The 22,867-nt window shown below is 67.2% G+C and carries 20 protein-coding genes, 1 tRNA gene and 1 riboswitch; of the genes, 7 read left to right on the forward strand and 14 right to left on the reverse strand.

Going from position 1 to position 22,867, the window contains the following annotated elements:
• Positions 1 to 60: 60 nt before the first annotated feature.
• Complete coding sequence (locus ACFWUP_RS26475; protein ID WP_379238680.1) at positions 61 to 1,260, forward strand: DNA polymerase III subunit delta'; 1,200 nt, start codon at positions 61 to 63, stop codon at positions 1,258 to 1,260.
• A gap of 58 nt (positions 1,261 to 1,318) precedes the next feature.
• Positions 1,319 to 1,394 (forward strand) — tRNA-Thr (locus tag ACFWUP_RS26480).
• Positions 1,395 to 1,438: 44 nt separating this feature from the next.
• Here the strand turns inward: ACFWUP_RS26480 and ACFWUP_RS26485 are convergent.
• Complete coding sequence (locus ACFWUP_RS26485) at positions 1,439 to 1,843, reverse strand: hypothetical protein (protein WP_379238681.1); 405 nt, start codon at positions 1,841 to 1,843, stop codon at positions 1,439 to 1,441.
• A 120-nt stretch (positions 1,844 to 1,963) separates the two neighbouring features.
• Positions 1,964 to 2,845, reverse strand: coding sequence for a hypothetical protein (locus ACFWUP_RS26490; protein WP_379238682.1), 882 nt, complete (start codon positions 2,843 to 2,845; stop codon positions 1,964 to 1,966).
• 110 nt (positions 2,846 to 2,955) lie between these two features.
• Between ACFWUP_RS26490 and ACFWUP_RS26495 the strand changes: the two genes are divergently transcribed.
• Positions 2,956 to 3,525, forward strand: a complete 570-nt coding sequence (locus ACFWUP_RS26495) for an ArsR/SmtB family transcription factor (protein ID WP_379238683.1) — start codon at positions 2,956 to 2,958, stop codon at positions 3,523 to 3,525.
• 34 nt (positions 3,526 to 3,559) lie between these two features.
• Positions 3,560 to 4,873, forward strand: a complete 1,314-nt coding sequence (locus ACFWUP_RS26500) for an alpha/beta hydrolase family protein (RefSeq protein ID WP_379238684.1) — start codon at positions 3,560 to 3,562, stop codon at positions 4,871 to 4,873.
• Positions 4,874 to 4,971: 98 nt separating this feature from the next.
• Here the strand turns inward: ACFWUP_RS26500 and ACFWUP_RS26505 are convergent, their stop codons facing one another.
• Positions 4,972 to 6,060, reverse strand: coding sequence for an alpha/beta fold hydrolase (locus tag ACFWUP_RS26505; RefSeq protein WP_379238685.1), 1,089 nt, complete (start codon positions 6,058 to 6,060; stop codon positions 4,972 to 4,974).
• 237 nt (positions 6,061 to 6,297) lie between these two features.
• Between ACFWUP_RS26505 and ACFWUP_RS26510 the strand changes: the two genes are divergently transcribed.
• Entirely contained in the window at positions 6,298 to 6,759 is a 462-nt protein-coding gene (locus tag ACFWUP_RS26510; protein WP_379238686.1) for a DUF2752 domain-containing protein, read from the forward strand.
• Positions 6,760 to 6,798: 39 nt separating this feature from the next.
• Here ACFWUP_RS26510 and ACFWUP_RS26515 read toward each other — a convergent pair whose 3' ends face one another.
• From ACFWUP_RS26515 to ACFWUP_RS26540, 6 genes are all read right to left on the reverse strand, one after another.
• A complete protein-coding gene (locus tag ACFWUP_RS26515) occupies positions 6,799 to 8,154 on the reverse strand; it encodes a M1 family metallopeptidase (protein ID WP_379238687.1) in 1,356 nt (451 codons plus the stop codon).
• Positions 8,154 to 12,053 carry a Pls/PosA family non-ribosomal peptide synthetase gene (locus ACFWUP_RS26520; protein ID WP_379238688.1) on the reverse strand — a complete coding sequence of 1,300 codons (3,900 nt, stop codon included), beginning with the start codon at positions 12,051 to 12,053 and terminating at the stop codon, positions 8,154 to 8,156. The genes ACFWUP_RS26515 and ACFWUP_RS26520 overlap by 1 nt, the downstream gene beginning before the upstream one ends.
• A gap of 156 nt (positions 12,054 to 12,209) precedes the next feature.
• Positions 12,210 to 12,635 carry a MarR family winged helix-turn-helix transcriptional regulator gene (locus ACFWUP_RS26525; protein WP_379238689.1) on the reverse strand — a complete coding sequence of 142 codons (426 nt, stop codon included), beginning with the start codon at positions 12,633 to 12,635 and terminating at the stop codon, positions 12,210 to 12,212.
• 109 nt (positions 12,636 to 12,744) lie between these two features.
• Complete coding sequence (locus ACFWUP_RS26530; RefSeq protein WP_379238690.1) at positions 12,745 to 14,010, reverse strand: hypothetical protein; 1,266 nt, start codon at positions 14,008 to 14,010, stop codon at positions 12,745 to 12,747.
• A complete protein-coding gene (locus ACFWUP_RS26535; RefSeq protein ID WP_379238691.1) occupies positions 14,003 to 16,198 on the reverse strand; it encodes a S8 family peptidase in 2,196 nt (731 codons plus the stop codon). Before ACFWUP_RS26535 ends, ACFWUP_RS26530 begins: the two co-directional genes overlap by 8 nt.
• A gap of 23 nt (positions 16,199 to 16,221) precedes the next feature.
• A complete protein-coding gene (locus tag ACFWUP_RS26540) occupies positions 16,222 to 17,352 on the reverse strand; it encodes an AAA family ATPase (RefSeq protein WP_379238692.1) in 1,131 nt (376 codons plus the stop codon).
• A 286-nt stretch (positions 17,353 to 17,638) separates the two neighbouring features.
• Positions 17,639 to 17,753, forward strand: a riboswitch (SAM riboswitch).
• 41 nt (positions 17,754 to 17,794) lie between these two features.
• Between ACFWUP_RS26540 and ACFWUP_RS26545 the strand changes: the two genes are divergently transcribed.
• Complete coding sequence (locus ACFWUP_RS26545) at positions 17,795 to 19,111, forward strand: aminotransferase class V-fold PLP-dependent enzyme (RefSeq protein WP_379238693.1); 1,317 nt, start codon at positions 17,795 to 17,797, stop codon at positions 19,109 to 19,111.
• Positions 19,112 to 19,118: 7 nt separating this feature from the next.
• Here the strand turns inward: ACFWUP_RS26545 and ACFWUP_RS26550 are convergent, their stop codons facing one another.
• The 5 genes from ACFWUP_RS26550 to ACFWUP_RS26570 form a co-directional block, all read right to left on the reverse strand.
• On the reverse strand, positions 19,119 to 19,388 hold the full coding sequence (locus ACFWUP_RS26550; protein WP_379238694.1) for a Txe/YoeB family addiction module toxin: 270 nt from the start codon (positions 19,386 to 19,388) through the stop codon (positions 19,119 to 19,121).
• Positions 19,381 to 19,638, reverse strand: a complete 258-nt coding sequence (locus ACFWUP_RS26555) for a type II toxin-antitoxin system Phd/YefM family antitoxin (RefSeq protein WP_379238695.1) — start codon at positions 19,636 to 19,638, stop codon at positions 19,381 to 19,383. Before ACFWUP_RS26555 ends, ACFWUP_RS26550 begins: the two co-directional genes overlap by 8 nt.
• A gap of 306 nt (positions 19,639 to 19,944) precedes the next feature.
• A complete protein-coding gene (locus ACFWUP_RS26560; RefSeq protein ID WP_379238696.1) occupies positions 19,945 to 20,580 on the reverse strand; it encodes a Uma2 family endonuclease in 636 nt (211 codons plus the stop codon).
• Between the two features lie 40 nt (positions 20,581 to 20,620).
• Positions 20,621 to 21,088, reverse strand: a complete 468-nt coding sequence (locus ACFWUP_RS26565; RefSeq protein ID WP_379238730.1) for a flavin reductase family protein — start codon at positions 21,086 to 21,088, stop codon at positions 20,621 to 20,623.
• A 163-nt stretch (positions 21,089 to 21,251) separates the two neighbouring features.
• On the reverse strand, positions 21,252 to 21,728 hold the full coding sequence (locus tag ACFWUP_RS26570; protein ID WP_379238697.1) for a YbaK/EbsC family protein: 477 nt from the start codon (positions 21,726 to 21,728) through the stop codon (positions 21,252 to 21,254).
• A 291-nt stretch (positions 21,729 to 22,019) separates the two neighbouring features.
• On the opposite strand from ACFWUP_RS26570, the gene ACFWUP_RS26575 reads away from it, so the two are divergent.
• Positions 22,020 to 22,841, forward strand: a complete 822-nt coding sequence (locus ACFWUP_RS26575) for a crotonase/enoyl-CoA hydratase family protein (RefSeq protein WP_379238698.1) — start codon at positions 22,020 to 22,022, stop codon at positions 22,839 to 22,841.
• Positions 22,842 to 22,867: the final 26 nt, after the last annotated feature.

The following is a 22,867-nucleotide window of genomic DNA, read 5'->3' on the forward strand; positions in this document are numbered from 1 at the left end:
CGCGTCGCCCGGCCTAGCCGTCCGCGAACCCTGTCGGACCGCGAGGCTAGGGTGTAGCGCGTGGCAGGTGTCTTCGATCGACTGGTCGGCCAGGACGTGGTCGAGACCGAGCTGGCCGCTGCCGCCGCGGCGGCGCGGGCCGGTGTGGTCACCGGTGCGATGACGCATTCGTGGCTGTTCACCGGGCCTCCCGGCTCGGGTCGATCAGTAGCGGCGCTGTGTTTCGCGGCGGCGCTGCAATGCACGGATCCCGAAATCGTCGGCTGCGGAAAGTGCCATGCCTGCACCACCACGATGGCGGGCACCCACGGTGACGTGCGGCGCATCATCCCCGAAGGCCTCAGCATCAGCACCAAGGAGATGCGGGCGATCGTGCAGATCGCGGCGCGCCGCCCGAGTACTGGCCGCTGGCAGGTCGTGGTCGTCGAGGACGCCGACCGCCTCACCGAAGGTGCGGCGAACGCCCTGCTCAAAGTGGTCGAAGAACCGCCGGACCGCACCGTCTTCCTGCTGTGCGCCCCGACCGTCGACCCCGAGGACATCTCCGTCACCCTGCGCTCGCGCTGCAGGCACGTCCACCTGGTGACCCCGACCGTCCCCGCCATCGCCCAGGTACTGCGCGACCGCGACCAACTCGACCCGAAAACCGCCGACTGGGCGGCCTCGGTCAGCGGCGGCCACGTCGGCAGAGCCCGCCGCTTGGCCACCGACGAAGACGCCCGCCAACGCCGCAAGCGCGCCCTCGCCCTGGTCGTCGCCACCGAACGCCCCGGCGCCGCCTACCTCGCCGCCGACGAACTGGTGAAGTCCGCCGACGACGAAGCCAAACTGATGAGCGCCGACCGCGACGACCGCGAACGCGACGAACTCGCCACCGCCCTCGGCGCGGGCGGCACCGGCAAAGGCGCGGGCACGGCCACCCGAGGTTCGGCAGGCGTCCTCAAAGACCTGGAAAAACGCCAGAAATCCCGAGCCACCCGCACCGGCCGCGACGCCCTCGACCGCGCCCTCATCGACATCGCCGGCATGTACCGCGACGCCCTCGCCATGCGCTTCGCAGGCCGAGGCACCCCCATCACCCTCACCCACCCCGACATGTCGAGCGAAATCACCGACCTCGCCACGTCCGTCCGCCCCGAAGGCCTCCTCCGCAGCATCGACGCCGTCCTGGCCTGCCGCGAAGCCCTCGACCTCAACGTAAAACCCCGCTTCGCCATAGCCGCCATGACCGCCACCCTCATCACCGCCCGCACCACCTGACCACCCGTTTTCGCGTTCTACCCATTCCCGCGATAGACTCGCGTCGCCTAAACGGCACGCCGCCTTAGCTCAGTCGGTAGAGCGCTTCACTCGTAATGAAAAGGTCGGGGGTTCGATTCCCCCAGGCGGCTCCAGATCGCAGGTCCTTCCGGTTCGCCGGGAGGGCCTGTTTTGTGTTCTATCGGGTGTAATAGGTTATTTCGTCGTCGACGGGCCAGTTGGCCAGGTTGTTCACGGCCGTGATGGTGGTCGCCAAGGTGATCGCGGTGCCTAGGTTGTTGATTCGCAGCCCGTAGTCGAGCCAGTCGCTGAGCTGGCCGACCAGTAGGACCAGGAGGGTGTTGGCTGCGACGAAGGCCAGTGCGAGGAGCGTGTACAGCTGGGGTGTCGACGTTTGGAACTCGATGTTGATGCCGCCGTAGACGATGCCTCTGATCAGCCAGAAGGTGGTGGCCACGGCCAGCACTGCCAGCGATTTACCGGCCCATGCCGTGGAGGAGTAGACCAGCTCCATGCCGGGCAGCACGCTGCTCGCCACCCCGACGGTTACGACGAGGGCGATCAAACGTAGTACTGCACGCATGGAGTAAGGGTAGTGGGGCCGACTTTCGCATGCGTGGAATTGTTGGAGCGAGATCGCAACTGGCCCAACGGATTCGGGTGAGTATTCGAAACCGGATCTGGCAAAGCGAGAGTTGCGAACTCAGTGGCCGCCGAGGAGATCCCAGACTGTTTCGCGTTCGTGGGCGATATCGATGTCGGTGCCTGCGAGGGTGGTGAGGAGGGTGGGGAGGGGCCAGGTGGCGAGGTGGGCGTAGCGGGCTGAGTAGATGCCTACGTCGGTGAGGGCGTAGGTGTTGGTGTGGTCGAAGAGGGCGTAGGCGATCACCTGGTAGAGGTCGTTGGCGGAGAGGGAGTCGGAGCGGACTCCTGTGCGTTGGTTTTTGGGGCCGAGGTGGGTTTTGAGGTCCAGGAGTAGGCCTGCGCTGATGAGGTCGGCGTCGGCATTGCAGAGGGTGGAGGCGTCGAAGGTGGGGCCGGGGAATGTGGGTGGGCCTAGGTGGGGGAGGAGGTGGTCTTCAGCGAGGCCGCGGAGTTCCCAGAGTTGGCGGATCGCGTCGGGAGGCGTGAGGGCGAGGAGGTGGTCGGGGGTGAAGCGGCCGGTTCTGAGGAGGGTGTCGAGGGCGGAATCGCGGAGTAGGCCGCGGCGGTAGACGTCGGTGCACAAGGCGAGGGCCCAGCAGGCTCGGCTGAGGCGGTCGACGTCGGGGGCGGTCGGGGCGACGGCGGCCTGGGCGGTTTCGATCACCGATTCGACGACGGCCGACTCGCGGGGGTGGCCGAAGAAGCCGAGCAGCGGTAGGACCGGTGCGTGGTGGGGGACGAGCAGGAAGCGGACGGAGAAGTCGAAGGCGGCGCCGAGGGTGGCGGGGTTGGCGCCGCCGGTGTCGACCAGGAGCGGGCCTGCTTCGCGCCGGTACTCGGCCTGCACGCCCCTGGTGTGGGGGAATCGTTCGTGCAGGTACTCGCGTAGCGGCGAGGTTTTGTCGCGCAGTGCGGCGGACAGGTTGGTGTAGATGTACACGGGTCCTCCGTCTCTGGAGACGAGCGTGCTGTCGATAGTGCCACGGCCTACGACCCAATGTTGCATAAAGTTCTTTGCACAGTTATTTGTGCAAAGAGTACTGTGCAACTATGGACGTACCGCCGAGAGAGATCACCGATCCCGCCGCGCTGCGAGCGCTCGCGCACCCCCTTCGTCAGCGCATCCTGCGCGCGCTCGCCGAGCACGGCCCGGCGACTGCGACTGCCTTGGCGGCGAGGCTGGAGGAGAACACCGGCGCCACCAGCTACCACCTGCGCCAACTCGCCGAACACGGCTTCATCGAGGAGGCGCCCGAGCTGGCGAAGGGTAAGGAGCGGTGGTGGCGTTCGCCGCCGAAGGATCTGCGCTATCGGTTGGACAAGGATCAGTCACCGGAGATGCGTGAACTGCTGGAAGGGCTTGTCGCACAGCACATCACCGAGGACATCGAGTCGTTCCAGCGATTCCGGGCCGAACGCGACCATCTCGGCGACTGGGCCGATGCGATGCCGTTCTCGCGCGGTGCGATCTACGCGACGCGCGAGGAACTCGACGCCTTCTGCGAGGACTACCTCGCGCTCCTCAAGCGATTCCAGTCCACCCACGCTGAGGGTAGGCCGGGCACGCGCCGGGTGCTGACCCGGTTCATCGCCTTCCCGGCGCCAGGAATGAACGAGTAGAACCATGCTTATTCGAATTGCTTTGTTCGCCAGCATGATTGCTGCCCTGATGGTCGGCGCTCCGCTCGCGCGAGCCGATGACATCACCGACATCACCTTCACCCGTTCCGACGCAACGACAACCAACGGCACGATCCACGCCCCTGCGGGCGCGAGCGGCCGACCAGGCGTGGTGCTCGTGCACGGCTCGGGAACGGAGAAGAGCCCGCAATACGACCGAGTAGCAGCGGCTTTGGCGCGCGAAGGCATCGTTGCGCTGCGCTACGACAAGCGCACCGAGGACTACACTCCCGCCCACCGCGACTACTCCCTGCTCGCCGACGATGCGCTCAGCGCTGTTGCGGCACTGCGTAATCGGCCGGAGGTTGACCCGGCGAAGGTCGGGATCTGGGGACTATCGGAGGGCGGCTGGGTCGCGCCGCTGGCGGTGTCGCGGTCGGCCGAAGCCGCGTTCCTGATCACCATCGGCGCCAACTCGGGCGCACCGGCAGCACAGCAGACCTGGGCCAACGAGACCAGATTCGAGGCTGCGGGTGTTCGTGGCTCGATGGTCGATGTGCTGGGGCGCAATGGGATCCGGGTGATGGCGGGCGTGGGGTTGTTCGCTCAGGCCGACTACGACCCGCTACCCGTGCTGGCCCGGATCCAACAGCCGGTGCTGGGAATCTGGGGTGAGCTGGATCGGCTGACCCCGCCGGGCGACAGCCTGCGCGGCTTTCAGGAAGTCTTCGACCGCGCCGGAAAAACGAACTACACCTTGCGCACACTAGAGAATGCCCAGCACGGCGGCTTCACAACGACCGACGGTTTCGACAAGGGCGACGAGCTGGCACCCGGCTATGCCCAGCTCATGGGCGACTGGGTGAACGGGCTACCTGGCACTGCCGATACGCAAGCCGATCCACCTGCAGCACAGGGACATTCGGTGACACCGTTGTCTCCGCTGAAGTGGTGGGAGTCGCCCACCGCCCAGCTCATCCTCTTGGCGGTGACAGTGCTCGCACTGCTCGGTTACGCACTGACCGGCTTCGTCGAAGCATGGCGACTGCCCAGTGTGGCGCCGACACGAATCCTGTTGGCAGCGTCGGTAATCGGCATCGTCGGCGCCTTCGCGCAACTGCTGTTCGTCGCATCATCGAGGGCGACGGAATTCGGTCCACTGCTGTACGGCCGCACCCTGCCCTGGGTGGCTTTGCAGGTGATCGCCTGCGGCGCGGTGGTCGCGCTCGGCTTCGTCATCGTCCGCCGTCCTCGAGGTAGGGGGCAACAGATCCGATGGGCCATGATCGTCTGCGCTGGAATCGGTTTCACACTCTGGGCCGTGTACTGGGGCCTGCTCAGACCTTGAAAACGAAGTGAGGCCCCCGATCGAAGAGATCGGGGGCCTCGGTTCGAGTTACCCCTGAGCCGATCGCCGTTGATCGGTCTCAGGAGAACTGGCTCGGGTCAGCGGGCAGCGACGTTGCGGCGAGTGGCCCGAGAGTTCATGGAGCTGCGCAGGATCTGGTGGAGCACGGTGTCGAAGGCGACGGTGTCTTCGATATTGCTGAGGTGGCCGTGCGGCAGCACATGGAAATCGGCCAGGTGGCCGGTGCGGCGCAGGATGTCGACGATCGGACGCGAAAGACGCTGCGGGAGTAGGCGATCCCTGGCGCTGGCGATCACGGTGGTCGGGGCGTTCAGATTGGCGGTGCCTTCCGACAGATCCATATCGGCCATGGCGGCGGCGTGGCGGCCACGCGCGACCGGGCGGCAGGAACGGATGATGCCCATCGCGAAATCGACCTCGTCGGCGGTGGCCTCCGGGGTCAGAATGCGACTGCGGAAGATCTGCTGGGTGAGCCAGCCACCGGGGATCGGCAGCGGCGCGAACAGCAGCGACTCGCTCACCGGCTGCGGCATCCGCACCGGCGCGCCGAGCAGGGTCACCGGGTACTGGGCGACAGTGAGCTGCTTGTTCAGCACCGGCAGCATGTCGGTTTCCCAGCGGATCGCGGCATTGGCGGTGTTGGCGAGCAGGACGGCCGACGCGCGCGCCGACACCTGCTCGGGGTGGTGCTTGGCCCAGGCCTGGATGGTGAGCCCGCCCATGCTGTGCCCGGCCAGGACGGCCTTCTCGTCCCCGCGCAGCGTCGCGTCGAGGACGGCGGACAGGTCGTCGGCCAGGGTGTTCTCGCTGGGGGCGGCGGTGCCGAGGGTGGATTCGCCGTGGCCGCGCTGGTCGTAGCTGACCACGCGGTACTCGCCGGCGAAGGCGCTGATCTGCGGGTTCCAGTACTCGATGCTGCAGGCCCAGCCGTGGACGAGCACCAGGGTGGGGGCGGTATCGGGACCGTAGACGTGGACTCGGAGCTGCGCGCCGTCCGCGGTGGTCACCGGGACGACCCGGTGCTCGGCGGTGGGGGCGTTGAGTTTCGCGGTGGCGAAACTGCGGGTCCGTAGTCCGGCACGGAACTGTGCGGTCAGTGCGCCGGACTCGAACTGCGAGACCTTGGTTCGCGCTGCCGCAACCGTCATCATCGACTTCGCAAGCATGTGGCACTCCTTTGTGTCGTAGGCCACCGTACAGTGCGAGCTGGGGTGCTAGCTAGTGTTAGCGGGTCGCAGTGTCCCACTTGTTGTGAACTGGGCTGCTGTGGGCTCCATCACTGTGAAATCGCCTGATTTCGCCGGAAAATTACACAGTATCGATAACAATCCGGACCGGCGTGGCGGATCTCGGCGAGTCGGGTGGTGCTGGCGGTGACGTTCGCCCGCCGCTACCGTAGGGGAGTGGACAACGCGCACGTCATGGCCGGGATTTCCGGCGCAGGCCCCGAACCGGAGCCCGCGCCCGCCTGGCAGCGGTTCACGCCGCCGCTGCTAGCAGCCGGTCTCGGCATCGGAACGCTGGCCCTGCTGCATTTCCGCGACCCGCACGTCGAGGGTTCCTACGGCCTGTGCCCGGTCTACGCGCTGTTCGGGGTCTATTGCCCCGGCTGCGGCGGCATGCGCGCGATGCACAACCTCACCGACGGCAACATCGTCGACTCGTTGCACAGCAATCTGCTCGCCGTGCCGCTCACCCTCGCGTTCGTGATCTTCGTCGCCGACTGGTTCCGGCGCGCCCGCCGCGGCCAACGCTGGCGCGTGCCCAGCATCAGCCCGGTGATCGTGTGGTCCTTCTTCGGCCTGCTCGCCGTCTATACCGTCCTGCGCAACACCCCGTGGGGCACCTGGCTGACGCCAGTCTGATGGGCGCCGACGCCTAGCTGCACCCGGCCGGAGGTGTGCTTAACCGGGTGTTTGATGCGCCTGCCCGCCCAGCGGCGGTAATTGCGGCAGCGGTTTGGTGCCGAGCCAGATCGCGAACAGCCCGCGCAACGGCGCCACACTGTAATGACCGGCCAGATCGACGAACTCCTCCGTAGTAATAGAGGAATGCCGGTACCGCGCGGTCCATTCGCGAATCAGTTCGAAGAACAGGTGATCGCGCAGTTCCAGCCGCAGCGCGTGCAAGGTGAGCGCGCCCCGCTTGTAGACGCGGTCGTCGAACATGTCCTTGGGTCCGGGATCGCCGACGATGATGTCCTGTGGCTGGCGCGCCAGATTCGTGCGCGCGGCCCGAGCCAGCTGATCGGCGGTCGCCCCGCCGGACGCCTCTGACCAGATCCACTCCGCGTAACAGGCGAAGCCTTCGTGCAGCCAGATGTCCTGCCACCGCTTCAGCGTCAGGCTGTTACCGAACCACTGATGCGCGAGTTCGTGTGCGACAAGGCGTTCCGCGCCGCGCTTGCCGTCGCAGTGGTTGGCGCCGAAGATCGAGATGCCCTGCGCCTCGATCGGGATATCGAGTTCGTCGTCGGTGACGACCACGGTGTAATCGTCGAACGGATACGGCCCGAACTTCTCGGTGAACAGCGCCATCATCTGCGGCTGACGGGCGAAATCGTGGTCGAAGTTCGCCCGTAACCGCGGTGGGATGACGGCGTGCATCGGCACCGGTTCGCCGACCGCGCCGACCCGGTACTTGCGGTAGTTGCCGATCTGGATCGTCGCCAGATAGCTCGCCATCGGCTCGGCCATCTCGTACACCCAGGTCGTCTGGCTCGCCTTGGCCTGCTTGCTGAGCAGGGTGCCGTTGGCCAGCGCGTAGAACGGGCTGTCGGTGGTGATCGAAATCCGGTAGGACGCTTTGGAACTCGGGTGGTCGTCGCATGGGAACCAGGAGGCGGCGCCGTTGGGCTGGCTCGCGACGAGCGCGCCCTCGGTGAGTTCCTCCCAGCCGACCTCGCCCCACGGCCCGCGCACCGGTTTGGGGGTGCCCGAGTAGTGGACGGTGATCTCGAGGACGCCACCGGCGGGGATCTTCTGCTGCGGGGTCACCGCGAGTTTGCCCTGCTGATGGACGAACTTCGCCGCCTTCGACCCGTTGACCAGCACCTTCGACACCGTCAGCGCCTGCGACAGGTCGAGGGTGAACCACGGCCGCACCGTGGTGGTGACCGCGATGACCACCGCGCGTCCGGCGAGCCGGTTGCTGGCCGGTTTGTAGCTCAGCTCCAGCTCGTAGCGGGACACGCGGTAGCCGCGATTGCCGTTCTGCGGCAGGTAGTTATCGATGGGGTCCTCGTAGAACTTGCTCCGCATCAGGCGGCTCCGCGCTGCCTCGACTCCCGCGTCGACGCGGGATCGGTCCAGGGCGAAATGGGGTTGCCCCACCAGCGCGTCGACGGGGGAACCACGTCACCGCGCATGACGAGCGAGGCCGGGCCGATGGTGGCGCCCGCGCCGATGTGGGCGGCGGGCAGGGCGACGCAGTGCGGTCCGAGGGTGGCGCCCGCTTCGAGTGTCACGGTGTCCATGGACATGATCCGGTCGTGGAACAGGTGCGTTTGCACCACGCAGCCGCGTTCAACGGTCGCGCCGTCACCGAGTGTCACCAGGTCCGCCTCCGGTAGCCAATAGGACTCGCACCATACCCCGCGGCCGATCTTGGCACCGAGTCCGCGCAACCACAGATTCATCACCGGAGTACCCGTGGCGGCACGCGCGAACCACGGCGCGGCGACGGTTTCGACGAAGGCGTCGGAGACCTCGTTGCGCCACACGAACGAGCTCCACAGCGGGTACTCCACCGCGCGAATTCGCCCGACTATCAACCACTTAGCGGCCACCGCGATGGCGCCGGCGAGCGCGCCCGCCGCCATCAGCACGAGTCCGGAGACGAGCGCGGCGACGAGGTAATCGGTGTGCTGGGCGATCAGTGCGAGCACGAGCAGCACGCCGAGGCCGATGGCGAAGGTCACCATCACCGGGATCAACCGGCAGGTCTCCACGAAGGCACGAGCCAGCTTCAGTCGCAGCGGCGGATCGAAGGTGCGTGAGGTGTCGCTGGATTCGGTCGCGCGGCGCAACCGCACCGGCGGACTACCCAGCCACGACGAGCCCGCCTTGGCCTTGTTCGGTGCGGCCGAGAGCACCGCGACGAGGCCGTTCTTGGGCACGCGACGGCCGGGCGCGGTCATGCCCGAGTTGCCGAGGAAGGCGCGCTTGCCGACCTTGGATTCGCCGATGCGCAACCAGCCGCCACCGAGTTCGTAGCTGCCGATCATGGTGTCGTCGGCCAGGAACGCGCCGTCGGAGATCACGGTGAACTTGGGCAGCATGAGCACGGTCGACGCCTCGACGTTCTTGCCGATCTTCGCCCCGAGCAGCCGCAGCCAGACCGGGGTGAGCAGGCTGGCGTAGAGCGGGAACAGGAAGGTGCGTGCCGAATCCAGGAGGCGTTCGGTGGCCCACACCTGCCAGCCGGTGCGGCTGCGCACGGGGTGATAACCCTCGCGCAGACCGATGCTGAGCAGACGTACCGCGATCACGGTGGCCACGGCGTACACGCCGAGACTGAGCAGGGTGGCCAGCGGCAGGATGGCGAAACCGCGCAGGGCGGCGGCGCTGATGGTGGTCTCCTCGCGGACCCACCAGGCGATGAAGGTGCCGCCGACGGCGAGGCCGAACACGGGCATCGCGGCCAGCACCATCGACGACAGACCGAACACGACCAGCCAGTGCCGTGCGCGTTCCGGGGAGTGGTCGGGCCAGCGGTGTTGCGACTTGCCGGTCTTGGCGGCAGGCGAGCCCGCCCATTCCTGCTCACCCTTGACCTTGCCCGACACAGCGGAGCCTGCCGCGATCTCGGCCTTCTTACCGATCTTGCTGCCGGGCAACAGGATCGAGCGGGCGCCGATCACCGCGCCGTCACCGATGGTGATGCCACCGATGTGCACGATGTCGCCGTCGACCCAGTAACCGGACAGGTCCACCTCGGGTTCGACGCTGGCGCCGTCGCCGAGTTCGAGCATGCCGGTGACCGGGGGCAGGCTGTGCAGGTCGACGCCCTTGCCGATCTTGGCGCCGAGTGCACGAGCGAACGGGACCATCAGCGGTGCGCCGGAAAGGCTTTCGGCACCGCTGGCCTCGGAGAGTCGTACGGCGGCCCACAGTCGTAGATGCACCGACGAGCCGCGTGGATAGGAACCGGGGCGTAATCCGGCGAGCAGGATTCGGGCGCCGACCACGCAGATCGTCATCCGGCCGATCGGCGAGATGAACAGCACGAACGCCAGCAGAATCCACCACCACGACAGGCGCGGCAGCCACGGCAGCGAACCCGACCAACTCGCGATGCCGGAGACCACGGTCAGCCAGGTGACCCACTGCAATCCGGTGAGGGTGGTCAGCGGAATCGTGGCGAGTACCTGGATGATCTGCGCGCGCAACGGGGTCGGTTTCACCACGCGTACGTCGACGGCCGCGACCGGTGCGCTGCCGTCGAGGAGTTCGACCAGCGAGCCCAGGCGCGGGTGGTCGTAGAGATCGGCGACGGTGACGTGCGGGTACCGCTCACGCAGCGCGCCGACGAGCTGAGCCGCCGAGAGCGAACCGCCGCCCAGATCGAAGAATTCCGCGTCGAGATCGGTGGGTTGGGCGCCGAGGATCGCGTCCCACAGGCCCGCCACCCACGCCGCGGTGCCGGACAGTCCGGTCTCGGGTTCGTCGTTCGACGGCAGTGGCCACGGCAGCGCGTCGCGGTCGACCTTGCCGGAGGTGCGGGTCGGCAGGTCGGCGACAACGGCCAGTCGCGGAACCAGCGGGGCCGGAAGTTGTTCGGCCAGAATCTCTCTGGCCTTCTTCACGTCGAAATCGGGACTGGCGCTCAGGTAACCGACCAGAATCTTGTTGCCCGCCTTGGTTGTTCGAATCGCGGCGGCCGCGCCGCTGACACCCGGCAGGTGCTGCAGCGCGTTGTCGAGCTCGCCGAGTTCGATGCGACGGCCGCCGATCTTGATCTGATCGTCGGCGCGGCCGAGGAAGATCAAGCCTTCGCGGTCGTTGCGCACGAGATCGCCACTGCGATAAGCGCGTTCCCACCCGAGCGAGGGCAGTGGCGCGTACTTCTCGGCGTCCTTGGCAGGGTCGAGGTAGCGGGCCAGGCCCACACCGCCGATCACGAGTTCGCCGGTTTCGCCTTCGGCCACCGGATTACCTTGTGGGTCAACGACAGTCAGGTCCCAGCCGTCGAGCGGCAGGCCGATACGCACGGGCATTTCGCCGGTGAGCAGCGCGGCACACGCGACCACGGTTGCCTCGGTGGGGCCGTAGGTGTTCCACACTTCGCGGTCGGGGCCCGTCAAGCGCTCGGCCAGCTCAGGTGGGACGGCTTCGCCGCCGAAGATCAACATCCGCACCGAATCCAGCGCTTCGGCGGGCCAGGTCGCGGCCAGCGTCGGCACCGTGGAGACGATGCTGATCTCGCGGCGCATCAGCCACGGGCCGAGGTCGGCGCCGGTGCGCACCAGGTCGCGCGGGGCGGGGACGAGGCAGGCGCCGTTGCGCCAGGCCAGCCACATTTCCTCGCAGGAGGCGTCGAAGGCCACCGACAGCCCGGCCAGCACGCGGTCGCCGGGGCCGATCGGGGCCTTCTGCAGGAACAGGCGCGCCTCGGCATCGACGAAGGCGGCGGCGTTGCGATGGGTGACCGCAACACCTTTGGGGGTGCCGGTGGAGCCGGAGGTGAAGATGATCCAGGCGTCGTCGGCGGGGGTGGGCAGGGTGTTCCAGTCGTGGTCGCCTTCGGCGGTGGTGGCCGATTCGATGCCGTCGGCGGTCGCGATCGCGCTCACCCTGGCCTCGCCGAAGACCAGCTTGGCGCGCTCCTCCGGGTCGTCGGCGTCGACGGGGACGTAGGCGGCGCCGCAGTAGAGCACGGCCAGAATCGTCACGTACAGCGCGGCCGAGCCCGACGGCATCCGCACGCCGACCCGGTCGCCCGGTCGCACGCCCGCCGCGGTGAGCTCGGCCATCCTGGCCTCGATCGTGGCGATCAGCTCCATGTAGCTGAGTACGACGGTGCCGTCGTCGATCGCCGGTGCGTCCGGGTGGGCGAGGGCGGTGCTGGTCAGAATGTCGACCAGGGTGCGCGGCGGCGCGGCGAGATCCGCGCGCAGCAGCGGGTCGCGAAGGACCGCCGGTATCTGTGGCTCGAGCATCGTGCTCAGTCCACCTCTCATCGGTTGACCCCCATCGGTGGTGTCTGTTGTTTCATGAACGGGTTACCGGAGGGCAAACGGGATGGTCACCAGATGCCAACGGTACTCGGTGCGGGTGTCGCCGGACGGCAGCGCGAGGCGTGCCGTCCGCGCTGATCACGACGGCAATTCGCCCAGCGCTGTGACTGCCAGCTGGTGCAGCAGCCGCTGTTCGTCTTCGTCGAGGTTGCTCAGCACGCGCGCGGTGGCGTCGGCGATCAGCTTGTCGGTGCGCTTGCACTGCTTGCGCCCGGCCTCGGTGACCCGCAGCCGGTATTTGCGGCGATCCTTGCCGTCGCGGGTGCGCTCTACCAGGTCGGCGCGTTCCAGCGCGTCGATCAACCGGACGACTTCACTGCGGTCGATACCGAGCGCGTCGCCCACCTTCTTCTGCGTCAGGTCGGCGTTTTCGGAGATGAAGGTGAGCACCCAGTGATCGCGCAACGGGACGTCGATCTCGGCGTGCAGCGCCTTGGTGAGCCGTCCGAGCGCGTACACCGGGTAGCGCGGCAGGCCGCGGACGGAGTTCGTGTTCGTGGACATTTGGATGACTCTAGCAAATGGTGGAGCTGCTCAATCATCGTGGGTGTCCATCATGGGGTGCGTAGATGGTTGGAAACTGGGTGTGATCAGGCAACTCAGGGGCAATCGGCTAGGGGTAACCGACGACGTTGCGTGCGCGTGGCGAGCGTGCGGCCTGATAGGCGTTGGCGCGGCGCACGACCTGGTGGTGGATGGCGGATTCGGGGTCGAGTTCGGCGAGGTCGAAGGAGACCTTGCCGCCGTGATCGTGGTGAATGATCAGGGAATCGTCGAGTACGCGGTAGACGGCGCGCACGTCGCCGTCGGCCCAGGCCGCGACGTATCGCACCGCAACCGCCCGGTGCAGTGCGAGTCGCCAGTACTTGCTGGTTCGTTCGCGCAATCGGTCGGCGCTGACGCCTTCGTACCAGCTGGGCGCACGCGCTGGTGTGGAGTCGTCCGGTGCGGACTGCTGTGCCCACCGGTCGGCGGCGCTCAGGTCGACCCACAGGATTTCGCCGTCGCCGACCTGGTGGCCCGCGCGGGTCACGCGGCGTGATGGTGGGCGGCGGGGCGGTTTGGCGCGTTTGCCGATGACGGTGACGGCGGGGGTGCCGGGAAGTCGCGTCGAAGGGGCGACGGGCTGGTAGTCGGGGTTGTCCTCGCGGACGAAGCCGAGGACGCGGTCGAAGGCGGACAGGCCCGGCGCGGGGGCGCAACCGTCGAGGCACAGCAGGGTGCGGCCGAGTGCGAAGACGTGGTCCGCCGCGATCGAACCCCGCTTCTCCTCGTCGAACGCGCGGGTGAGGACCTGCGCGGGGACCATCACGATGGAGGTGTCCGAGGGGCTCGTGTGCTCGGCACAGCGGGTGAGGTGTCCGACGTGTGCCGACTCGGACTCGGCGTAGAAGAGGTAGTAGGCGGTTGCGCCGAAATGCTGTGCGGCGTCGCGTAAGTCGGCTCGCTGTGCGGCGGGGAGAGCCGCCGACTTGATCGGTTCACCGCGTCTGGCTCGCTTGGCTTGGATGAGCAATCGAACCTCGCTGATACCCGACGGTTCCTGCACGCTGTAGATGAAATCCGCGCCGACTCCGCGTCTTCCGCGAGCCCGGTTGCCGCCTTCCTCGGGTCTGGTCAGCAGCCTGAGCCCGCCCGAACCCGTTGCCTGCGAAGCCGACCCCCACGACGTGCACCTGCGCGGCGGCACGCAATCGGGGCAGGGTGCATCGATGCGGTAGTCGACACCGGTGAGGTGGCCGAGCAGGAGTTCGGTGAACGTCTCCTCCTGCCAGGCGAACAGCCGCGCCCCCAGATGCTGTAGGCGGTACACGCTCTGACAACTCAGCCGCCGCGCCGCGATCGGGTCGACGAAGATCTCCGCCGGGAACTCAGACATCGAGGGGGATCTCGATGGTCGGACGCAGCGCCTCCAACTGGGTCACGTACGCGCTCAGCACCCGCTCGTACAGGTCGTCGACCTTGGCGTGGCGCACAGTGATCACCATCGAATAGCGGATCGGCTGCGCGGTCGCGGTGGAGTGACCCGATTCCCTGGCGTTGTGGTGGATGTCGAAGACCGGGTTGCGCAGGCTGTGCACGCGCTTGCTCCGCTCGGCGTGCAGCACCGTGTCCCACTTGTGCGAGTTGCGGCGCAGGACGGCCTCGGGATCGAGTTCGTTGGCGCGGAAGAACGGGGCCGAATCGGGGTGGATTCTGGTGGGCTCGGCGAATTTCTCGTCGTGGGGGCGGAAGGTGACGTCGAGGCCGCTGCGGGTGTAGCTGCCGGGGTCGGCAGGGTCGACCGGTGTGGCGTAGACGAGCGTGGCGCGAATCCTGACCATGCCCGCGGGCAGCGCCGCCGGGAGCGGGATGTGGGCGCGCAGGTACTTCGCCGGGGTCAGTTCGCCCTGGTAGAGGACCCGGGCTTCGCCGTCGCCGCACAGGACCATATCGGCCAGAGTGGCGGCGATGCGACCATGGCCGGAGTCGGAATCCGGTGAGCTGGTACGCCTTTCGGCGGTGTGGACGAGCAGGGCTTTCAGATCGAGAGCGCCGAGTTTCGGGCCGAACAGGGTGCGCGCGCCGAGTGCCGCGCGCAGTGCCATCGGGGCGGCGAAGCTGGTACCGGAGTCCGGGACGGCGGTGCCGTCGGGGCCGACGACGTGGAAGGGCTCGTGATCGCTGCCGCCGAACGCGAGCAGGTCGGGTTTCACGGTGCCTGGCGAACGGCCGGGCCCGATCGCGGAGTAGGACGCTCTGTTCCATTGCGCACCAACGCGATCCGATGAGCCGATTGCCAAAGCATTGACGCTGTCGGCCGGAACCTGCACGCGCGCATTGCCGCTGGGTCGATCGGCTTCGCCGTTGTTGCCGACGGCGATGGTGGCCAGTGTGGTGCCGTCGCTGAGGTAGTCGTCCCAGAAGGCGGTCCAGGCGTGTACTTCGTCGTCCTCGATCGGCAGTTCGGGTCCGATACTGACGTTGACGAACTCGTACTTACGTTGGCGCAGTACGGAATCGATGCGTTCGATCGCGGCGTACAGCTCGCACTGGTCGTCGTCGGTGTCCTCGTCGAGCACCTGGTAGTGGTCGATGTAGCCGTACGGGACCGGCACCGGGTGGACCGGATCGACACTGCCGAACAGCAGTGCCGAGGTGACGCGGTGGCCGTGGTCGAGGTAGTTGCGCTGGGGTGCGGCGCTGTCGGCGAAGGTGTGGGCGTCGACCCAGCGGGTCAGTGGGGAGGTGGTCGGGAGGCCGCCGTCGAAAACCGCGATGGTGAGTTCCCGGTCGGTCGGTTCGTCGGTCGGCAAAGTCGGTCGGAAGGTGGAAAGACTTGTCCGGGTGGCGGTGTCGCGTCCGAGTTGGGTTCGCATGCGCGGCATCCGGCGGATCACCCTAGTGAACGAGTAGTCGGCGAGCGCCGCGATGGCGGCATGGGTGCCGGTGACGGGGACGAAGGCGAGGCCGCCGTTGTCGAGTCTGCGGTCGATCGCTACGTCGAGGTCGAGATCGCGGGAGAAGTCCAGCAGGCCCTGCAGGGCGATATCGCGGTCGGAGTGCAGGACCAATTCGGCCACCGTCTCCGAATTACGCGGTGCTGCTGTGAGTCTCAGCCGGTCCTCAGGGTTGTTGAGTCGGAATTCCGCCAGGCTGACGATGCCGTTCTCGGCGCTGCCCAGCGGTGCGTCGGCGCAGATTCGCGCGGTGAGCAACTGCAGATTCACGCGGGTCGTAGCCAAGAACAGCAGCGTGCTCGCCCGCGGCGTGCCGTGCTCCGGTGCGATCGCCACCGGCCTGCTCCCCAGCGGATCCAGCTGCAGCGACGTGAGAAGTCGTGTGGGGTAACCACTTTTGGACAGATACTGCGGATGCAAGGTGACCGCTGTGACGGTCTCGTCTTCCGGACAGGCCGTTTTCGGCAACGCGTCCGCACTCGCGGTCGCCGCGCTCAGCATCGGCGCGAGCCGGGCCCGCGCCTGTGCCACGGTGTACGGCGGCTGCGGCGAACCGCCGGCTCTGCTGGGGGAGATGGGCGCGGTGAGCCGCTCACCGAAGCCGATCAGAAATCGCGGTCCCGCCACCCGAAATCCCCCCAGCTGCCACGTTATTCCCGTCGATGTGTGAAGCCACGGATGGTGTCACGCGAGACCCCCGTGAGCGCACTGATCTGCCGCTGAGACAAGCCTGACACGCCCGTCAGCGTCTGGGCGAGCCGTAACCGATCCGTTTTGGGAAGTTCAGCTACTAGTCGCGCGGAATGCTCGGCCATCAAGCCGGGCAGTAGCTGGTCCTCGAGCACGCAACGTCTGCGCAAACGCAGCATCGTGCGCTCGATATCGTTGAACGACAACCCTTTCGATGCGAGCGCGACCGCATCCACCGCACCGTCGGGCAGTGGCTGTCCGGCGAACCGGCGGATCGCCTCGCAGCGTTGCTCGGCCTCGGGCAGCGCGAACTCCACGCTCACGTCGAAACGTCGCCACACGGCCGGGTCGAGCAGGTCGGCATGGTTGGTCGCGCCGATGACGAGGCCCGCACCGGTCGGCCAGTCGTCGATCTGCTGCAGCAGCACGGTGACCAGGCGCTTCAGCTCGCCCACGTCGCGATCGTCGTCGCGCCGTTTGGCGATGGCGTCGAGTTCGTCGAGCAGCAGCACGCACGGCCGCTGCTTGGCATAGTCGATGGCGTGGCGCAGATTGGTGCCGGTTTTGCCGAGCAGGCTGCTCATGATGGTCGCCAGGTCGAGGACCACCAGCGGCAGCTCCAGCTGATGGGCCAGCCACGCCGCGGCCATCGTCTTGCCGACGCCGGGCGGGCCGACGAACAGCAGGCTGCGCGCCGGGGTGAGGTCGGCGGCAGCCAGCCGGTCGGCCTGCTTGCGCTCGTCGACGATCTGGGTGAGCACGTCGTAGGTCTCGGCGGCCAGGATCGGCACTTCCACAGTGGCGCCGGGTGCGATCACCCGAACCAACGGCAGCCGACTGTCGCCGTCCACCGGAATCGGCGTATCCACCTCAGCGCGAAGGGGATTGGCGCGAGTGGGGTTCTGGCGCAGCAGCGCGATCAACGCATCGGCCAACTCGGGACTTGCATGCCGGTGTCGCCGCGCGGCCCGCCGCACGAACATCGCGACATCCTGCTCACGCCCCGCCAACGCCAACCTGGCCAGGTGGACGAATTCCTCGGGCAGATCAGCGCTCACGTCCGCCGAAGTGGAGCTCAAGGCGTGTGACATGGTCTTCTTCCGATCTGATACGTGGACTGTTTTCGCTTCACTCGATCGTACGACGTCCATCACGGGCAAAGTTCACCCCTTGTGTACCGGTTTGACATCGGACCCCACCCACAGCGTCATATTGAAAGCAGCGCCACATTGATCTGCCGCGCCCTCAGCGCAGCAATTCCCTTCGTCGGATGCTAGTTCCGCCAGCCCCCCTCATGGGCGATTCCCGCCGCGTCGGGCGTGCCTCGCGAACGGGGGTGGTTGACAGGTCCGGCGGTCGTCTGTCACTCTCGTTGCAGGTCACGAGTACCAGCGTTCAGCCCCGGCTTGCTGGTCGGCAACCCTCCTCCGCGGTGGGGTGCTCCGGGTGACGACCAGGCTGACGTCCGAATTGGGCGCGGCAAGCGCGGGCCAACTCTTGTGGAGCGGGTCCCTGAGCCGACGGGATTTCGTCATGACTGCTGTAATCGACCCCACCTGTGCCATCGCCGCCGTAACCGGAGCCGACCTGCAGGTTCCGCTCGTGCAGGGCGGCACCAGCTCCTACGCCAACTTCGACTACGCCGCGAGTGCGCCCGCGTTGAAGCAGGTCACCGACCGGATTTCGCAGCTGCTGCCGTTCTACGCCAGCGTGCACCGCGGTGCGGGGTACGCCTCGCGGATCTCGACCGAGTGCTACGAGGCCTCGCGTGGATCGGTGGCCCGGTTCCTCGATGCCGCCGACGACCAGGTGGTCGTGTTCACCCGCAACACCACCGATTCGCTGAACCTGCTGGCCGGGTGCGTACCGGGGGAGACGGTGGTGCTCGACATCGAACACCACGCCAACTTCCTGCCGTGGACCGAGAACGGTCGCCGGGTGGTGCGGGCCGGTGCGACCGTCGAGGAGACGATTCAGCGGGTCGTCGCCGAGTTGTGCAGCAGGCCGGCCGCGCTGCTCGCGGTGACCGGGGCATCCAACGTCACCGGTGAGGTGCTGCCGCTGGAACGGCTCGCAACCATCGCCCACCTGTGTGGTGCGCGGATTCTCGTCGACGCCGCGCAGCTGGCTCCGCATCGACGGATTTCCTTGCGCGAGACCGGGATCGACTACCTCGCGTTCTCCGGGCACAAGCTGTACGCGCCGTTCGGCTCGGGTGTGCTCGTCGGTCGGCGCGACTGGCTGGACCAGGGTGCGCCGTACTTGGCCGGTGGTGGTGCGGTGCGCAATGTCGGTGTGTCGGAAGTCGAATGGGCTTGCGCGCCGCAGCGGCATGAGGGCGGTTCGCCGAATGTGTTGGGCGCGGCCGCGATTGCCGCAGCCTGTGACGCACTCGCCGCCATCGATCCCGCCGAACTCGTTGCGCACGAACGCTTCCTGGCCGATCGTCTCCGCGACGGCCTGTCCGCGATCCCCGGCGTCGACCTGGTCACCATCTGGTCCGACAGCCCCGACTGCGTCGGCATCGTCGCCTTCACCATCGCCGACTACGCCCCCGGCCAGGTAGCCGCCTACCTGTCGGCCGAACACGCCATCGGCGTCCGCGACGGCCGCTTCTGCGCCCACCCCCTCCTCGCGAGCCTCGGCCTCGACGCCGCCCTGCGCGCCAGCATCGGCCTCGGCACCACCGCCGCCGACGTAGACCGCCTGATCAACGCCCTCGCTACCCTGGTCGCCAACGGCCCCACCTGGACCTATGCCGCCACCGACGGCCACTGGAACCCCACCCCCGAAACCCGCCCCCTCACCGCCGCCTCCCCCGATGGCGCTGCCCCTTGCTTGATCGGGTAGGGATCGACTACTCGTCGTAATGGCCACCGACAGCGATGACCACTATTTCGGAATCGGTGACGTAGTAGATCATTCGGTGTTCCCTGGTGATCCGGCGTGACCAGTTCCCAGCAAGCTGATGCTTCAGCGGTTCAGGCTTGCCGATGCCCTCGAAAGGGTTGGCGAGAGCTGCGGCGATGACCTTGTTGGCAGCCTTCAGGACGGTGCGGTCCCTGGCGAGCCAGGAAGTGTAGGTCTCCCATCCGTAGGCGCTGAACGCTAGTTTGCGGTCAGGCATCGGGATCGATCAGCTCGCGGGCCTCGAACTTCCCGTCACGCGCGTCTCGTGCCGACTCGAGCAGCCGGACGCCGCCGTGGGTGGACAGTACGTACAGGGTCTCTTGGATGGAGTTCCAATCGGCCTCGGAGACCAGCACCGCGTTCTCGCCTGATTTGGTGACGACCGTGACCGTGTCATGGTCGTCGTTGACCTGCTTGACCAGCTTGAACAGGTTCTGGCGCGCGTTGGAGATCGGTAGTGCAGTCATCGGAGCCTCACTCGGTAGTCGTACGGAATATTGTACGACTTAGGGTGTGGTTATGTCGAATGAATGACGTCGCCGGAGCGGACGTGCTGGGAGATCGTGTCCGAGAAGGTGAGTGCGATTTTGGCTCGGGGGCAGAGGAGTTCGACCGCTTGTAGCGTGCCGTGGGCGACGACCTCGTCTGCTCGTCGGAGTTCGACAGCGGCACCGACCTTGAATACGCCGATCGCGTCACCGGTTATGGACGGGTTCGGTTTGAAGCTGACCGGGAAGACGCCGGTTACGCGGAACTCGCACATCAGGCCGGATTCAGTCGAGGTCCGCGTCGAGGGCGTCCCAGGTGATGGTGACATCGAGCGGATCAGCGATGGCGATCGCGATGGGGTTGTGGGAACGGAAGCGGGTCTCGGCTGAGATGTAGACGCCTGCGGTATTGAGGCGCAGGATTTCGATGGACTTCACGCGGCCGGCGTTGTTCTCCATGCGGACGATCCAGTACTGCTCGATGCCGAGTCGCGCGTATTCCGCTCGCTTGTCCACACAATCGGCGGTGACAGTCGCTGGTGAGACCACCTCGACGACCAGGAGAGCGTCGCCCGCGGTCGGCTTGGTCTTCCACTTGTCGCGGGGGTCTTCGACGCAGCGATACACGATGGCGTCGGGGCGGCGGAAGTTGAACGGGACCTCGGAGACCAGCATGTCGAGTTCGCCGCTGGCCTTCAGACACGGTTGACCGGAATCGCGCTTCCGGATCGCTTCCCGCAGAGACTGTTTGATCGCGTCGGCGATGGCGATGTGATTCGGCGATGGTGAGTCGCAGTGCACGACCAAGCCGTCTTTGACCTCGATCACCCGAGAGAGGTCTTCCGGCATCGCAAGATAGGTGTCCAGGTCGATTCCCGGGACACCGCCGCGCAACCACGACCAGTCGTATGCCTCGCTCACCGGATCAACACTAGCCCTCGAGCGCGGTTTGCCTGTTCGATCAGGTATCGAGGGCGGTCGGGCGGTGGTATTTGCCGTTGTAGTACAGCAAAGGGGCTGCTGAGGGGGAGTCTTCGGTTTGGTCGTGGACTCGGGTTACCAGGCCTACGGCCAGGGTGTGGTCGCCGAGGTCGATGAGTTTGTGGATGGTGGTGCGCAGCCAGATGGGGGTGCCGTGCAGGACCGGTTCGCCGGTGTCGAGGGTGGTCCACAGGGAGCGGTCGGTGAAGCGGTCGGCGGCGGTGCGGGAGAAGCGGTGGGCGATGTGGCGTTGGTGCTCGCCGAGGAAGTGGATGACCACCGAATCGGCGGCGCGTAGGGCGTCGATGCTCGATGAGGTGTGCGCGATGTTGAACGAGACCAGCGGTGGTTCCAGGGAGAGGGAGGCGAAGGAGGTGGCGGTGAATCCCACCGGGCCGCTCTCCGCGCCGAGGGTCACTACGGTGACGCCGGCCGGGTAGTGCCGCATGGAGGCCCGATACTGCTCAGCGGTGATCCCGCTCAGATCGTCGGGGACCACGAGCCCGGTCTCAGAAGGTTGCACATCGCCCACCGCCCCCAACTTACGCCCGCCGTCCACTCACGCCCGCGCCCACTGTGTCCGTTTGATCCACTTCGTCCGTGCAGACGTATCAGTCGATGTCGATCGGTAGGCCTGCGGTGATGCGGACCAGTTCGCGGAAGTTGGTGCGGAACACGGTGTTCGGGTGACCGCCTGCTGCCCAGATCTCGGGGTGGGCGGCGAGGGCGGTGTCCACCCAGGTGGGGAGGTTGGTGGGGTGGCCGAGGGGGGCGGTGCCGTCGATGGGTTGGCCGGTGATGCGTTCGACCAGGGCGGTGGGGGCGGGGGTGAGGGTGCCTTCGAGGCGGTTGCCGGTGCGGGTCAGGTTCACGCGGTGGTGGTCGGCTACCAGGAGCAGGACCGGGTCGTCGTCGAGGAGGAAGACCTGGGCGGTGAGGATGGCGGTGGGTTGGGCGCCCATGGCGCGGGCGGCGTCGGCCGCGGTGGGGGTCGGCGTCTCGGGGCAGACGATGACGCCGTGATGCCCGCGGGCGATGAGAGTTTCCGCGACCCGGCATGCGACCGGCGGCAATGACGACCTGCGCATGTTATCCAGAGTAAGTGGATTGCCGGAAATGTGCTGTGTTACTGGAGTTCTGGCGAACTCGAGCGCGGCCCCCGAGGGGCCGCGAGTTAGCCGCCGTTGCTCGCGCTTCGCGCATGCGCAACGGCGGCTAACTCGCGGCCGGGCCGCTACCGCCGCTGCGCGGCGGGACCCTCCTCGAGGTCGGGTCGTGGGGGTTGGTAGTGCGGGCATGGCGGATCTGGGGTGTGCGGTCGCGGGTTGTTGCTGCGGGGGTCGGGGTCGGCGCGGATCGAGGCAGGCGATAATCGGCGGATGAGTGAATGGAAGGCCTTTGCCGTCGAGATTGCCGACAACGTTGCCCAGGTGACCTTGACGGGGCCGGGTAAGGGCAATGCGATGGGTCCTGATTTCTGGCGGGAGCTGCCGGAGGTCTTCGCTGAGCTCGACGCTGATCCGCAGGTGCGGGCGGTGGTGCTCACGGGGTCGGGGAAGCATTTCTCCTACGGGCTCGACCTGGCCGCGACCGCGGGGACGCTGGCGCCGGTGCTGGCCGACGACGCGAAGGCGGCGCCGCGTACGGAGTTCCTCAAGGAGATCCGGCGGATGCAGGCCTCGGTGACGGCGCTGGCCGAGTGCACCAAGCCGGTGATCGCGGCGATCTCGGGGTGGTGCATCGGTGGTGGGCTCGACTTGATCGCGGCCGCTGATATTCGGCTGGCCAGCGCGGATGCGAAGTTCAGCCTGCGTGAGGCGAAGGTGGCGATCGTGGCCGACATCGGGTCGCTGCAGCGGCTGCCGGGGATCATCGGCGAGGGCAATCTGCGGGAGTTGGCGTTCACGGCCAAGGACATCGACGCGGCGCGGGCCGAGCGGATGGGGCTGGTGAACGAGGTGTTCGACGATCAGGAGGCCGTGCTGGCCGCCGCGCACGCGATGGCGCGCGAGATCGCGGGCAACCCGCCGCTGGTGGTGCAGGGCATCAAGGACGTGCTCGAGCAGCGGACCAGCCCGGCGGTGGCCGAGGGTCTGCGGTATGTGTCGACGTGGAACTCGGCGTTCCTGCCGTCGAAGGACCTCACCGAGGCGATCACGGCGGTGTTCCAGAAGCGCGCGCCGCAGTTCAAGGGCGAGTAAAGGTAGTTCAAACGGTTGCCCCGGCG

This window comes from Nocardia sp. NPDC058658 (assembly GCF_042716665.1).
Lineage (GTDB): Bacteria > Actinomycetota > Actinomycetes > Mycobacteriales > Mycobacteriaceae > Nocardia.